This is a genomic window from Pseudoalteromonas sp. SG44-8, from assembly GCF_014164125.1.
Taxonomy (GTDB): domain Bacteria; phylum Pseudomonadota; class Gammaproteobacteria; order Enterobacterales; family Alteromonadaceae; genus Pseudoalteromonas; species Pseudoalteromonas rhizosphaerae.
In genome coordinates this window covers 139,308-153,924 of sequence record NZ_JACJEQ010000008.1, presented here as the reverse complement: position 1 = coordinate 153,924, position 14,617 = coordinate 139,308, and the positions used below count along the sequence as shown (strand labels likewise).

General features: G+C 42.2%; 12 protein-coding genes. 9 read left to right on the top strand and 3 right to left on the bottom strand.

The window, feature by feature from the left end; all coding sequences use genetic code 11:
- Window positions 1-23: 23 nt before the first annotated feature.
- From dapD to map, 3 genes are read right to left on the bottom strand one after another with little or no spacing between them, the layout of a single operon-like run.
- Entirely contained in the window at window positions 24-851 is an 828-nt protein-coding gene (dapD, locus tag H5163_RS09245) for a 2,3,4,5-tetrahydropyridine-2,6-dicarboxylate N-succinyltransferase (RefSeq protein ID WP_145240464.1), read from the bottom strand.
- A 9-nt stretch (window positions 852-860) separates the two neighbouring features.
- Window positions 861-3,479, bottom strand: coding sequence for a [protein-PII] uridylyltransferase (glnD, locus tag H5163_RS09240; RefSeq protein ID WP_145240466.1), 2,619 nt, complete (start codon window positions 3,477-3,479; stop codon window positions 861-863).
- 53 nt (window positions 3,480-3,532) lie between these two features.
- Window positions 3,533-4,318: a type I methionyl aminopeptidase gene (gene map, locus H5163_RS09235; protein WP_145240468.1), complete on the bottom strand. Its 786-nt coding sequence runs from the start codon at window positions 4,316-4,318 to the stop codon at window positions 3,533-3,535.
- Window positions 4,319-4,589: 271 nt separating this feature from the next.
- Here map and rpsB point away from each other — a divergent pair, with 271 nt between their 5' ends.
- The 9 genes from rpsB to bamA all read left to right on the top strand — a co-directional run bounded on the left by rpsB (window position 4,590) and on the right by bamA (window position 14,610).
- Window positions 4,590-5,318: a 30S ribosomal protein S2 gene (gene rpsB, locus H5163_RS09230; RefSeq protein WP_145240470.1), complete on the top strand. Its 729-nt coding sequence runs from the start codon at window positions 4,590-4,592 to the stop codon at window positions 5,316-5,318.
- Between the two features lie 105 nt (window positions 5,319-5,423).
- A complete protein-coding gene (gene tsf, locus H5163_RS09225) occupies window positions 5,424-6,275 on the top strand; it encodes a translation elongation factor Ts (RefSeq protein ID WP_145240472.1) in 852 nt (283 codons plus the stop codon).
- Between the two features lie 159 nt (window positions 6,276-6,434).
- Entirely contained in the window at window positions 6,435-7,184 is a 750-nt protein-coding gene (pyrH, locus tag H5163_RS09220; protein WP_145240474.1) for a UMP kinase, read from the top strand.
- 50 nt (window positions 7,185-7,234) lie between these two features.
- A complete protein-coding gene (frr, locus tag H5163_RS09215) occupies window positions 7,235-7,756 on the top strand; it encodes a ribosome recycling factor (RefSeq protein ID WP_215909106.1) in 522 nt (173 codons plus the stop codon).
- Between the two features lie 58 nt (window positions 7,757-7,814).
- The gene (locus H5163_RS09210) at window positions 7,815-8,594 is read left to right on the top strand and encodes an isoprenyl transferase (protein ID WP_145240478.1); all 780 of its coding nucleotides are present in this window, start codon (window positions 7,815-7,817) and stop codon (window positions 8,592-8,594) included.
- A gap of 17 nt (window positions 8,595-8,611) precedes the next feature.
- A complete protein-coding gene (locus H5163_RS09205; protein ID WP_145240480.1) occupies window positions 8,612-9,478 on the top strand; it encodes a phosphatidate cytidylyltransferase in 867 nt (288 codons plus the stop codon).
- Window positions 9,475-10,680, top strand: a complete 1,206-nt coding sequence (ispC, locus tag H5163_RS09200; protein WP_145240482.1) for a 1-deoxy-D-xylulose-5-phosphate reductoisomerase — start codon at window positions 9,475-9,477, stop codon at window positions 10,678-10,680. Before H5163_RS09205 ends, ispC begins: the two co-directional genes overlap by 4 nt.
- Window position 10,681: 1 nt before the next feature.
- Complete coding sequence (gene rseP, locus H5163_RS09195; RefSeq protein ID WP_145240483.1) at window positions 10,682-12,034, top strand: sigma E protease regulator RseP; 1,353 nt, start codon at window positions 10,682-10,684, stop codon at window positions 12,032-12,034.
- Between the two features lie 104 nt (window positions 12,035-12,138).
- Window positions 12,139-14,610 (top strand): outer membrane protein assembly factor BamA, encoded by a 2,472-nt coding sequence (gene bamA / locus H5163_RS09190; protein WP_182731381.1) that lies wholly within the window; start codon window positions 12,139-12,141, stop codon window positions 14,608-14,610.
- Window positions 14,611-14,617: the final 7 nt, after the last annotated feature.

Sequence of the window (14,617 nt, the reverse complement as noted above, 5' to 3'; positions counted from 1 at the left end):
GTTTAGAACTTTTCAGCTCTCTATTATTCGTCTATCGATCTCAATAATGCATTAATCCCTACTTTTTCGCGGGTTTGCTGATCTACTTTTTTCACGATAATTGCAGCGTACAAGCTGTGAGTACCGTCTTTTGATGGCAGTGCGCCTGGAACAACCACTGCACCTGCTGGTACGCGGCCGTAGTGGATCTCGCCAGTTTCGCGGTCGTAAATGCGAGTACTTTGGCTGATGTAAACACCCATTGAAATAACAGCGCCTTCTTCAACGATCACGCCTTCTACAATTTCAGAGCGTGCACCAATAAAACAGTTATCTTCAATGATAGTAGGATTGGCTTGTAATGGCTCTAAAACGCCACCTATGCCAACACCTCCTGACAAGTGTACGTTCTTACCAATTTGTGCACACGAGCCTACAGTGGCCCATGTATCAACCATAGTGCCATCATCAACGTAAGCACCAATGTTTACATATGATGGCATCAATACTACATTTTTACCGACAAAGCTGCCTTTACGGGCAACAGCGTTTGGTACAACGCGCATGCCACCTTGCTGAAATTGCTCCGGTGTATAGTCGCTAAATTTCAGTGGTACTTTGTCATAAAACTGGTTTACGCCGTCGTTCATTGGTTGATTGTCACGAATACGAAACGACAGTAACACGGCTTTTTTTAGCCATTGATGGACAACCCACTCACCACTTATTTTTTCAGCAACGCGTGCGGCACCACTGTCAAGTAGCTCAAGTACATCGATTATGGCTTGTTTTACATCACTAGGTACTGTGCTCGGACTGATGCTATCACGGTTATCCCAGGCGTTTTCAATGGTGGTTTTTAAATCTGACATAAGATCCTCTTATTCGGTTTCTGCGTTGAGTTTTTTACGCAATGCTTGATGAATTTTTGCTTGTTCTTCGTCGGTAAGAGCTTGGTATTCGTTATTCGATACCACGAAGAAATCTTCTGCACGTTCACCTACGGTGGTGATCCGCGCGGCGTGTATATGTAATAAATGGGCTTGAAACACTTCGGCAATTTTGGTTAATAAGCCAGGAATATCTACCGCTTGAATTTCGATTAAGCTGCGGTCTTTACGCGGGTGAGGGCGCAGGATAATTTTTGGTTTAATATTAAAATCTTTAAAGCGTTGTGAGCGATTCTTTTTAAAGCGAATTTTCTTTTTCGGATCAGCAAGCGCTTGATCAAGGCCGCGTTTGATTGACTGCGCTTGAGCGCTGGCAATCGGGTCGCCACTGACTTCAAGTACTACAAAGCTAAACAGCACATAGCCGTCGCGAGTGGTGAGCACTTGAGCATGTTGAATTTGCGCTTTTTTAGAGCCGATCACACTTACTAAACGGGCAAATAAACCGCCGGAGTAGGGGCTATAAACAAAAATCTGTGTACCGCCGTGCATGGCTGTATTTGATACCGCAACACTGGGTTGGCTTAAATCAACGCAGTTTAGTAAATGTTCGGTGTGCCATGATAGTTGTTGTTCACTAAAGGCCGTAAAGTAATTTGCTTTAAAACGGCTCCAAATTAAATCAATCTGATTTTCATCATAGCCATTGTTGATTAACCGTTGTTTGGCTTGATGCTTTTTATCGCGAATTTGGTCGCGCTGATCCATAGGATTTTCAAGGCCTAACCGTAACGCCCTTTGAGTATGCAGGTAAAGCTCACGCAACAAGGTGTTTTTCCAATCATTCCACAAGTTGTCGTTAGTGGCGCGAATATCTGCGACGGTTAAGCAGTATAGATAATCAAGTTGTCGTTCGGTTTTAACTCGAGTAGCAAAGTCTTTGATCACATCTGGGTCATTAATATCTTTACGCTGTGCAGTTACAGACATAAGTAAATGGTTACTAACTAGCCAAGCAATCAATTTGCCATCGGAAGTTGAAAAACGGTGTAATTTGGCAAAAGCAATGGCATCAACAGCACCGAGTTCTGAGTGATCGCCGCCACGGCCTTTGGCAATGTCATGGAAGATGCCCGCTAAATACAGTAGCTCGGGCTTGTCCATGCGGGTGACTATTTCACAACAAATAGGAAACTCACTGACGTTTGCTTTATCAAAATATTGATAAATGTTATTGATCAACTTATGAGTATGTTCATCCACAGTATAAGCGTGAAATAAGTCAAATTGCATCTGTCCAAAAATGTTTCGCCACTGGGGTAAATAAGCGGCAAGCATGCCGTGTTTGTGCATTAAAGTAAATGCACGGCCCATGCCGTTAGGGTGTTTAATTAGCCGTAAAAAGGCTTCACGACAGGCGGCATAATCTTGCAAATCTCCTAACAGACGACGGCGCACTTGGCGGATGGTACGGATAGTACTTGGGTAAATATGGGTAATTTCAGGGTTATCGGCAATATGTTCGAACAATACAAATAGTTGATCACGGCGAAAGAACACGGACGGATTTTTTACCCTAATTTGATGGCCAACACGTTCGAAATTACGATCGAGTTCAACCACTGCTTGTTCGTTACTTTCCGGTAAAATGCTTTGTTCAAAATATGATAACAACATTTGATTTAGCTCACGGACCCGGCTCATGATCCTAAATAATCGCTTCATCATCCGCTCAACTGAGGCTTTACCATCGCTACCAAAGCCAAGTAAATCAGCGGCCAGTGGTTGATGATCAAATAACAACCGGTTCTCAGAGCGTCCAGCCGCTAAATGCAGCGCAAAACGGATATTCCAGAGATTTTCTAAACACTCTAGGAGCTCTTGGTATTCTTCATGAGTGAGATAGCCGTGGCTAATAAGCTCTTGTAAGGTTTCGGCTCTAAAATGTTTTTTAGCAACCCAAATGATGGTTTGCAGATCTCGCAGGCCTCCGGGATTTTCTTTGATATTTGGTTCGAGGTTGTATGCTGTACCGTGACATTTTTTATGACGCAGTTGTTGCTCATGTACTTTTGCTAAAAAGAATTCGTCAGAGTGCCATACAGGCGTATCAAGAATATGCTCTTTGAGTTTTTCATATTCAATGTGATTACCGAACAGTAGTCGACTTTCAAGCAAGCTAGTGGCAAAAGTTACGTCGGCACGTTTTTGCTCAATCGCTTGCTCAATGGTACGCACACTGTGGCCAATTTCTAAATTAAGATCCCATAGCATGGTCACAAATTGGCCGATTTTTTCACACACGGCATCACTAGGTTGCTCAGTAACTAGCAGTAAAAAATCGATATCTGAATAGGGATGCAGCTCACCGCGACCGTAACCGCCAACGGCGATCAAGGCTAAATCTGGCTCATGGGCTAAATCATAAACATGAAACAGTTTAATCAGTAAGCGGTCGATAAACTCAGCCCGGGCATTAATCAAATTACCGACTGGCTGTTTTGAAAACTCGTTTTGTAACCATTTATAAAAATAATTAGAACAATCGCGATAATCGGTTAATTGCTCAGCATCGCTGAGCAATTTTTTAACTTTATTGGGTAATGCCACGTGGGCTGGCTCCTTAGCATACTAATTTCACCCTAAGTCGGGTGAGTCAGTATTTAATGTTCAATGATCCGGTCAATCGTATCATCTGATCGAAGCGTTAAAATTTCAACACCATTTTCAGTTACTAATAAGGTGTGTTCCCACTGCGCAGACAAGCTACGGTCTTTAGTAACCACAGTCCAGTCATCTTTTAGTAGTTTACACTGGCGTTTACCCGCGTTAACCATTGGCTCAATAGTCAAACACATACCTGCTTTTAGGGCTTCGCCAGTTCCAGCGCGGCCATAATGCATTATTTGTGGTTCTTCATGAAACTCTGCACCAATACCATGGCCGCAATATTCACGAACAATTGAGTAGTTAAAGCTCTCTGCATATTTTTGAATCGCTTCGCCGATATCACCTAAACGCACGCCTGGTTTAACCATTTTTATTGCTAAATAAAGGCTTTCTTGCGTTACTTCAGCAAGACGCTTGCCTTGGATGTTTGGCGTGCCAACATGAAACATTTTTGATGTGTCGCCGTGGTAGCCATCTTTGATAACCGTGATATCGATATTGACACTGTCGCCATCTTTTAATGCTTTGTCGTTAGGAATACCATGGCAAATTACATGGTTTACTGAGGTGCAAATTGATTTAGGAAAACCATGGTAATTTAGTGGGGCAGGAATTGCCTTTTGCACATCGACAATATAATTATGACAAATTGTATTTAGTTCATCAGTGGTTACACCGGGAACTACATGTGACTCTATCATTTCCAGGACATCTGCCGCTAAGCGCCCGGCTACACGCATTTTCTCTATTTCTTCAGGGGTCTTGATCACAGCACTCATGGAGGCTCCATTGTCGAGTTTTACACATTTATCGTCGCACAAATTTTGCACGCGACGTTGAATATTTGTTTTTAATATGGTATAAAGCGCGCCGTCTTTTTACAAATAAATTCTTAAATGATTTTTTGTATTTAAGGCAAACACAATTTTATTTTAACACACACACGTATCGTCACATACACTTGGGTGCATTTCAGTTTCATTTAACTGCGGTGTTGGTGCTATGGGGTATGTGGAGGCCTAACCCTAAACTAAACAGAGGAAATACAAAATGGCAAACGTTTCAATGCGCGACATGCTTCAAGCTGGTGTTCACTTCGGTCACCAAGCACGTTACTGGAATCCTAAGATGAAGCCTTTCATCTTCGGCGCACGTAACCGTGTTCATATCATCAACCTTGAGCAAACTGTTCCAATGTTCAACAACGCACTTAAGTTTTTAACTGGTGCTGCGTCAAACAAAGGTAAAGTTCTTTTCGTTGGTACTAAGCGCGCAGCAAGCGAGTCGGTTAAAGAAGCCGCTATCGCTAGTGATCAGTATTACGTAAATCACCGTTGGTTAGGTGGTATGTTGACTAACTGGAAAACAGTTCGTCAATCAATCAAGCGTCTTAAAGACCTTGAGATCCAAAGCCAAGACGGTACTTTCGAGAAGTTAACTAAGAAAGAAACGTTAATGCTTAACCGCGAAATGGAAAAGCTTGAAAAGAGCCTTGGCGGTATCAAAAACATGGGTGGTCTTCCTGACGCACTTTTCGTTATCGATGCAGACCACGAGCACATCGCTATCCGTGAAGCTAACAACCTAGGTATTCCAGTTGTTGCGATCGTTGATACTAACTCTAACCCAGACGGTGTTGATTTCATCGTACCTGGTAATGATGATGCTATCCGTGCAATCAACCTTTACACAGGCGCAGTTGCAGCAGCAATCACTGAAGGTCGTGAGAGCAATATCGTTGCTCAAGCTGAGAAAGACGACTTCGTAGAAGCTGAGTAATTAGCTGTCATCAAGTCTTCATCTAATTTTAGATGAAGACTTGCTATTCTTGTAGAGCGGGTAACCCGCTTATCTAAACCTGAATTCAGATTTGAGGATTTACTAATGGCTGTAACTACTGCCCTAGTTAAAGAATTACGCGAGCGTACCGGCGCTGGCATGATGGATTGTAAAAAAGCGTTAACTGAAACAGATGGTGACATCGAGTTAGCGATTGAAAATATGCGTAAAAGTGGCGCTGCAAAAGCTGCTAAAAAAGCAGGTAACATTGCTGCTGAAGGTACTATCATCATCAAGCAAAATGCAGGTGTTGCAGTACTAGTTGAAGTTAACTGTCAAACTGACTTCGTAGCAAAAGACGTAAGTTTCTTAGCATTTGCTAACAAAGTTGCTGATGCTGCTATTGCAGAAACGATTTCTATCGAAGACTTACAAGCTAAGTTCGAAGAAGATCGTGTTGAACTAGTTACTAAAATTGGCGAAAACATCAACGTACGTCGTTTACAGTACATTGCTGGTGAGCAACTAGTTGAGTACCGTCACGGTGAGCGTATTGGTGTTGTTGTTGCGGGTGTTGCTGATGAAGAAACACTTAAGCACGTTGCAATGCACGTTGCTGCTTCAAACCCAGAGTACCTAGCACCTGAAGATGTACCTGCTGACGTTGTTGAAAAAGAAAAGCAAGTACAAATCGAAATCGCGATGAACGAAGGCAAGCCTGCTGAAATCGCTGAGAAGATGGTTGTTGGTCGCATGAAAAAATTCACTGGTGAGGTTTCTCTTACTGGTCAAGCTTTCATCATGGAACCTAAAAAATCTGTTGGCGAAATTCTTAAAGAGAAAAACGCAACAGTTACTGGCTTCGTACGTGTAGAAGTTGGTGAAGGTATCGAGAAGAAAACTGAAGATTTTGCTGCTGAAGTTGCTGCACAGATTGCTGCTGCTAAAGGTCAATAAAATCGATTTCCTTTGACGAAAAAGTGAGTTAGATGAAATTATTCTGTTATTTGCTTTTGCGTCATCGCTGAAAATTCTTTAAAATAACCGCGCTCTTTATGTGAAAATCATAAGCGCGGTTATTTTTTATCCTTTTTTTATAAAGTTGGCCCAAATACTATGACAATCAATCGTAAACCTATTTTTAGACGCGTTCTTCTCAAATTAAGCGGTGAAGCACTGATGGGAGACGAAGGCTTCGGCATCGACCCAAAAGTATTAGACCGTATGGCGCAAGAAATCAAAGAGCTTGTAGAACTCGACGTAGAAGTGGGTTTAGTTATCGGTGGCGGTAACTTTTTACGTGGCGGCTCACTTGCTGAAGCAGGCATGAATCGCGTAGTTGGCGATCATATGGGGATGCTAGCAACTGTCATGAATGGTCTTGCAATGCGTGATGCGTTGCACCGTGCATTTGTAAATTGTCGTTTAATGTCAGCTATCCCACTTAACGGTGTGTGTGATGCATACAATTGGGCTGAGGCAATTAGCTTATTAAAAACGGGCCGTGTAGTTATTTTTGCAGCCGGTACTGGTAATCCATTCTTTACAACGGATTCGGCCGCGTGTTTACGTGGTATTGAAATTGAAGCCGATACCGTGATTAAAGCCACCAAGGTTGACGGTGTTTACAGTGATGATCCGGTAAAAAATCCAGAGGCGACACTTTACCGTCACTTGAGCTACAATGAAATCATTGAAAAAGAATTAAAAGTAATGGATCTTGCGGCATTCACTCTTGCGCGTGATCACAAGATGCCGTTGAGCGTATTTAATATGAATAAATCAGGCGCTTTAAAGCGTGTAATTATGGGCGAAGAAGAAGGCACTCTTATCTCTTCACAAGCCTCAGATGAAGTTATTAACTAGATTAGGATTGAACCGTGATAAACGATATTCAAAAAGATGCTGCAGAACGTATGCAGAAAAGTGTAACGGCACTTAGCAGTCAACTATCTAAAATCCGTACTGGCCGTGCTCATCCGGCAATATTAGATGGCATTATGGTGCCATACTACGGCGCACCAACGCCATTGAACCAAGTTGCCAATGTAACAATTGAAGATTCACGTACACTTGCGTTAAGTGTATTTGATAAATCGCTTGCACAAGCGGTAGAGAAAGCAATCATGGCATCTGACTTAGGTTTAAACCCAATGTCAGCAGGTTCTGTGATCCGTGTACCACTTCCTCCGCTAACTGAGGAACGTCGTAAAAACTTAATTAAAATCGTTCGTGGTGAAGTTGAAAGCGGCCGTGTTGCAATCCGTAATATTCGTCGTGATGCTAACGGTGACGTTAAAAACTTATTGAAAGATAAAGATATTTCTGAAGATGAAGCGCGTCAATCTGATGATGCAATTCAAAAGCTTACGGACAAATTCATTAAAGAGATGGACACTCAATTAGCGGCGAAAGAAGCCGAGTTGATGGAAATCTAAGCTAGTAAATTTATTAGTTTTGAAACGCCGTCTGGGGTATACTAGGCGGCGTTTTTTTATGGAATACTCGATATTTATGGTTCTTAACGCTGATAAAATTTCCCAGCAATGTTTACCCAAGCATGTCGCTATAATCATGGATGGCAATGGTCGTTGGGCACAAGCCAAGAATAGGCCACGTGTGTACGGTCATAAAAAAGGCGTGGATGCGGTTCGTCAGTCTGTGCAGTTTTGTACTAAATTAGGAGTAGAGTCATTGACTCTATTCGCTTTTAGTAGTGAAAACTGGCATCGCCCCGAAGATGAAGTCAGTACCTTGATGGAGCTGTTTTTGTTTGTGCTGAGTAAGGAAGTTAAAAAGCTACACAAAAATAATGTTAAGTTAACCATTATTGGTGACTTATCTCGTTTTTCAGATACTTTGCGCAGCAAGGTTGATGCAGCACATGAATTAACGGCTAATAATACTGGTTTGCAACTGAATGTAGCGGCAAATTATGGTGGTCGATGGGATATAACAAATGCTGCAAAGCAATTAGGTAAGCTGATTGCTGCAGGGACGTTAAACCCTGATGATATTACAGAGCACGATTTAGCCGCCCATATGAGTATGCAAGATCAGGCTGAACCTGACTTGTTGATCCGTACTGGTGGCGATTTACGCATAAGCAACTTTTTATTGTGGCAAGCTGCTTATGCTGAACTTTACTTTACCGATACGCTTTGGCCTGACTTCAATGAAGCAGCTTTTGCTGATGCTATCGCTTGTTACGTTGCCAGAGAGCGACGGTTTGGTTGTACTGGCGAACAAATAAAACAATTACTCGCTGAAACCTAATTAAAAAGGGTAACACTTTGCTAAAACAACGAATTTTAACCTCTTTAGTGCTAGCGCCTTTGGCACTGGTGTTGGTTTTTTATACACCTCTTACATTGTTTAGTTACATTGCTGGCGCGATTGTTTTATTAGGCGCGTGGGAATGGTCGGCATTTATGGGGTTATGCGATAAAGTTAAACGTTTTTCGTTTGTGACGTTTATTGGCTTGTTACTGGTACTGCTTAATTGGCATTGGCCAATTGATGGACTGTGGGTCGACGGCCAGCTCGTAGGAGACGCAAATTATATATTCACACTGTCATTTTCGTGGTGGATTGTAGCCACCTACCTAGTGTGGCGCTACCCAGCAATGGCTAAAGCATGGAACGAAGGAGTGGTTATGCGCGCTATTGCCGGTATTCTCACCTTAGTACCGCTGTGGCTTGCGCTTAATACACTGCGCAGTGCTAACTATGAGCAATCAACGCACTTTGGTTCGATGCTTATTTTAGTGGTACTGGGGATCGTATGGAGTGCTGACATTGGTGCATACTTTACGGGTAAAAACTTTGGCAAGCATAAGTTAATGCCAAAAGTGAGCCCTAATAAAACCATTGAAGGTTTAGCTGGTGGCTTAGTTGCTGCGGTAATTTTTGTTTTAGCGTTTTGTCATTTTACCAATGTAGATATGTCTGTTTGGCCAATTTACGCGATTATGACTGTATTCATCGCGTTATTCTCAGCTATTGGCGACTTACTCGAAAGTATGTTTAAACGCGAAGCTGGTCTTAAAGATAGTGGCTCATGTTTGCCTGGCCATGGGGGTATTTTAGATCGTCTTGACAGCCTAACTGCTGCAGCCCCCATTTTTGTGTTGTGCTATGCATGGACACTTAGTTTATGAGTTGTAGACAACAACTCGTCATTCTCGGCGCGACAGGTTCCATTGGTTTAAGTACCTTAGATGTTGTTGCGCGTAATCAAGAACAGTTTGCTGTATTTGCACTTGCGGCAGGTAATAATAGTGAATTGATGGCGCAATTGTGTATTGCTCATCAACCACGCTTTGCAGTGATGGCAGATGACAGCGCTGCAGCTAAGTTAAGCCAACACTTATCGGGAAGTGGCTGCAAAACAGTGATCCGCAGTGGCATTGCCGCCATGAGTGAACTGGCCGCTCACCCAGACGTTGACGCGGTAATGTCGGCGATTGTTGGTGCAGCAGGGCTCATACCTACACTCAGTGCGGTAGAAGCAGGTAAAAAAGTATTACTGGCGAATAAAGAATCTTTAGTCATGTCAGGTCAGTTGTTTATTGATAAAGTAAAACAACATAAAGCCACTTTACTACCGATTGACAGTGAACATAATGCCATATTCCAGTGCCTGCCAAGTGCACTGCAAGGCTCTAAAACTAATGCACAGTTACATGAGCATGGGGTAAGTAAAATTTTACTTACCGGTTCTGGTGGGCCTTTTTTAACGTGTGATATTGCCTCTTTAAAAGACGTTACTGTGGCACAAGCCGTGGCGCATCCAAATTGGTCGATGGGACAAAAGATATCTGTTGATTCAGCCACTATGATGAATAAAGGCCTTGAGTTTATTGAGGCTAAATGGCTATTTAACTGCCAGGCAAACGATATTGAAGTGGTCATTCACCCGCAAAGTATTATTCATTCAATGGTGCAATACCAAGATGGCTCGGTGCTAGCGCAAATGGGGAATCCAGATATGCGTACACCGATTGCTCATGCTTTAGCATACCCACAGCGTATTGATGCTGGAGTAACACCACTGGATTTTTCACAGCTTGCTGATTTTACTTTTACGAAACCAGATTTTGCCCGCTATCCCAATTTACAATTAGCTATTGCTGCGTGTAATGCTGGACAAGGTGCTACAACGACAGTTAATGCTGCCAATGAAATTGCTGTGCAGGCATTTTTACAAGGGCAGATAGGCTTTACTGATATATACCGCATTAATGCACAAACATTAGACACAACGGTTGATGTAAACGTACACACGCTCGATGAAATTCTTGAATGTGACCGTTTAGCTCGACTTCAAGCGACGCAACTCATTGCAAAGGTAGTACGCTAATATGTTCGATTTTCTGTGGAATTTAGGTTCTTTTATTCTAGCGCTGGGAATTTTAGTAACAGTGCATGAATATGGCCATTTTTGGGTTGCCCGCAAAGCGGGTGTGAAGGTGTTAAGGTTTTCTATTGGCTTTGGTAAACCGCTAATAAAATGGCACGATAAACACGACACTGAATATGTCATTGCAGCAATTCCTTTAGGTGGCTACGTGAAAATGCTTGATGAACGTGTTGATGAGGTGTCAGCTGAACAACGTCACTTATCATTTAATGCCAAGTCAGTACAAGCGCGTATCGCGATTGTAGCGGCAGGCCCGCTGGCTAACTTTATATTTGCTATCTTTGCTTTAGCTGCGATGTACATGGTTGGGGTTCAATCGGTGAAGCCGGTGGTTGGCTCAGTAAATGAGGGTAGCCGCGCTGAGCAAGCCGGTATTATGCCAAGTCAGCAAATTATAAAAATTGGCGATGATGATATTGCTACCTGGCAAGATGCTACGTTTGCGTTAATGGCCAGCCTAGGTGATAAAAGCGTTGCAGTTACCGTGCGTGACGAGCAATTTCAAGAACAGGTTAAAATGCTTGATATTGATGGTTGGAAACTTGATCAACAAGATGTGCCACCATTAGCTTCATTAGGTATTGTACCGTTTCGTCCGCAGGCGACTTTAACCGTTGCCACAATTTCGCCAAACTCTGCTGCAGCAGACGCTAATTTACAAGCAGGCGATGAAATTATCGCAGTAAATGGTGAAACAATAACCAGTTGGACGCAGTTAGTTAATGTTATTCAGCAATCCGCTAACAAATCATTACAATTTAGTGTAAAAAGACAAGATAGTATAGAGCTGCTAAATGTTACGCCGAAAGGACAACGTAATAGTGATGGCTTGCTACAAGGCTTTTTAGGTGTAGCGCCGGTGGTTGAAACATGGCCAGATGGTTACATTGAAACTAGACATTATGGTCCACTCGATAGTATGGTGCTGGGCGTAAGTGAAACATGGCGCTTGATCAGCCTAAGTTTTGATATGATTGGTAACTTAATTACTGGTCAAGTATCAGTGAAGAATTTAAGTGGTCCAGTTGGTATTGCTGTTGGAGCGGGAACTAGCGTAAGCTATGGCTTAGTAGCGTTTTTAGGCTTCTTAGCATTGATAAGTGTAAACCTGGGCGTATTTAATTTATTGCCCTTACCAGTGCTTGATGGTGGGCACTTAATGTATTACATAATTGAACTTTTTCGTAAAAAGCCGGTCTCTGAAAAGACACAAGAATTTGGTTTTAAAGTGGGTGCCTTGCTACTCATTTTTCTTACATGTTTCGCTTTGTTCAATGATGTATCGCGATTGTAAGCAATTGCGACAGTCTCGAATTAAAACACGATTGTAAAACACCGCTAAAGTATAATTTTAAGGTGTTGAGCGGTAATACCGTTGTAAAGGATAAAGATAATAAAATGGCTATAAAAAAACATTTGGCAGTAACAAGTTTATTAGGTGCTAGCTTTGCAGCCCTAGGCCAAAACTCCTTTATTGTTGACGATTTAAAAGTTGAAGGCTTACAGCGCGTTGCGTTGGGAGCGGCATTAACACATATTCCTATTAATGTGGGTGATAATGTTGATGACTACACAATTTCAAAAACGATTAAGTCTTTGTATAACTCAGGTCACTTCGACAACATCAAGGCACTACGTGATGGCAATAATGTTATTTTTAAAGTAACAGAGCGCCCAACAATTAGTGTTATTGAGTTTGAAGGTAATAAAGACATTAAAGACGAGCAGCTTACTCAGTCGCTTGATCAGCAAGATATTCGCCAAGGTGAACCACTGGATAAAACTGTGGTGGATAACATCGAGAAAGGCTTAATAGAGTTTTTCCACAGTATTGGTAAATACAACGCTAAAATTGATGTCAGTATCACTAAGTTACCGCGTAACCGCGTTAAGCTAAAACTTGAGTTTGATGAAGGCGATGCCGCATCTATTCGTCAGATCAACTTAGTTGGTAATGAATTATTTAGTGATGAAGACTTGTTAGCACTTGCTGAGTCACAACAAGATTTACCTTGGTGGCAGTTTATGGGCAGCGATCGCTACCAGAAACAAACCATTGAAGGCGATCTCGAGAAAATTCGTAGTTATTATTTAGACCGTGGTTACTTACGTTTTAATATTGACTCAACACAAGTATCAGTTAGTCCTGAGCGTGAATCTGTGTATGTAACAGCTAACATCACCGAAGGCGTTAAATACAAAGTGAAAGGCTTTGACTTCATTGGTGATTTACTTGGCCGTGAAGAACTGATCAAAAGCGTTATTCCACTTCGTGCCGGTGAACTTTATAATGGCTCAGTGGTTACCTCATCTGAAGAATTTATCAAAAGTTATTTAGCGCGTTTCGGTTATGCGAATGCGGAAGTTCGCACCATTCCTGAAATTGACGATGAAAACAAAGAAGTTCAGTTAACACTCTCAGTTAATCCTGGTCAGCGTGTTTATGTTCGTCGTATTATCGTTGGTGGTAACCAAAATACCGCAGATGAAGTATTACGTCGTGAAATGACCCAGCTGGAAGGCGCCTGGTTATCGAATCAGAATCTTGAGCGTTCAAAGCTACAAATTCAACGTCTTCCTTACATGGAAAGTGTTGATTTTAATGTTGTGCCAGTCCCTGGTATAGATGACCAAGTTGATGTCGATTTTACTGTTAAAGAGCAATCAGCAGGTAGCTTTAATGCAGGTCTTGCTTATGGTTCTTACTTAGGTCTGCAATTTAATATCGGTGTTACTGAGTCTAACTTCTTAGGCACGGGTAACCAGATTGGCTTTAACATCAATACCTCGCGTGGTTCAGAACGTGTTAGTTTATCGTATACCGACCCTTACTTCACCCCAGATGGTGTGTCGCAAGGCAGTAGTATTTTCTACAGTAATTACGATGCAAGTAAGTTTAGCCTCATCGATTACAAATCGAAAAGCTACGGGATTGGTACTAATATAGGATTCCCGATTGATGCGGTAAACCGTATCAACTTTGGTGTACGTTGGATCCAAGAAGAATTATCTGAAATTGCTGAATATGAGCAAACTCGTGTTATGCGTGAGACCTTCTTAGACCCGAATAATCCAGATAAAGGATTTGATTTTACTAAGTACGAACTCAGCGTTGGCTGGTCTCGTGTGACAGTAAACCGTGGCTTATTCCCAACTGCAGGTTCGCGTCAAACATTAAACTTAACAGGTACTACGCCAAACTCTGATTTAACTTACTTTAAGTTAAACTATGACTCGCGTTTTTATTGGCCGCTTTCGAATAACCATCGTTGGGTATTCTCAACCCGTGCTGCGCTTGGTTATGGTAACGGTTATGGCACAACCAATGGTTACGACCAAACATTGCCATTCCAAGAGTACTTTCGTATAACAGAAATGGAATTACGCGGTTTTGACCGTAATACTATATTGCCGCGCGCAATATCACGTACGCCACAGTTAATTCCGGGCACTTCGTTGCCAGATGGTGGCCTAACAGGCAATATAGGCGGTTCGCCAGAGTTTGATGTGTTAACACCACAAGGGCGTATTGGTGGTAATGCTAAAGCGGTTGCTGGCATGGAGTTAATTGTGCCAACTCCATTCTTGGATGAAGATAATACCAGTTCTGTACGTACCAGCTTCTTTATTGATGCTGCAAACGTATGGGATACTGAATTTAACGTTGATCGTTATAAAAATTTAGGGCCGGATGAACGCGCTAAGCTTGAGGATTATTCAGATCCGCTGCGCTTTAGGGTATCAACCGGTTTATCACTACAATGGATCTCACCTATGGGTCCTATGTTGATTAGTTTTGCGTATCCATTGCAACAAGAAGAAGATGACGATACGAAGACCATCAGCTTTAACATTAGTAATACATTCTAAAGGAGTT

Excerpts from the sequence above, each read along its gene's own strand:
- dapD (WP_145240464.1), bottom strand. The coding sequence starts at position 851 with ATGTCAGATTTAAAAACCACCATTGAAAACGCCTGGGATAACCGTGAT.
- map (WP_145240468.1), bottom strand. The coding sequence starts at position 4,318 with ATGAGTGCTGTGATCAAGACCCCTGAAGAAATAGAGAAAATGCGTGTA.
- rpsB (WP_145240470.1), top strand. The coding sequence starts at position 4,590 with ATGGCAAACGTTTCAATGCGCGACATGCTTCAAGCTGGTGTTCACTTC.
- tsf (WP_145240472.1), top strand. The coding sequence starts at position 5,424 with ATGGCTGTAACTACTGCCCTAGTTAAAGAATTACGCGAGCGTACCGGC.
- pyrH (WP_145240474.1), top strand. The coding sequence starts at position 6,435 with ATGACAATCAATCGTAAACCTATTTTTAGACGCGTTCTTCTCAAATTA.
- frr (WP_215909106.1), top strand. The coding sequence starts at position 7,235 with ATGCAGAAAAGTGTAACGGCACTTAGCAGTCAACTATCTAAAATCCGT.
- H5163_RS09210 (WP_145240478.1), top strand. The coding sequence starts at position 7,815 with ATGGAATACTCGATATTTATGGTTCTTAACGCTGATAAAATTTCCCAG.
- ispC (WP_145240482.1), top strand. The coding sequence starts at position 9,475 with ATGAGTTGTAGACAACAACTCGTCATTCTCGGCGCGACAGGTTCCATT.
- rseP (WP_145240483.1), top strand. The coding sequence starts at position 10,682 with ATGTTCGATTTTCTGTGGAATTTAGGTTCTTTTATTCTAGCGCTGGGA.
- bamA (WP_182731381.1), top strand. The coding sequence starts at position 12,139 with ATGGCTATAAAAAAACATTTGGCAGTAACAAGTTTATTAGGTGCTAGC.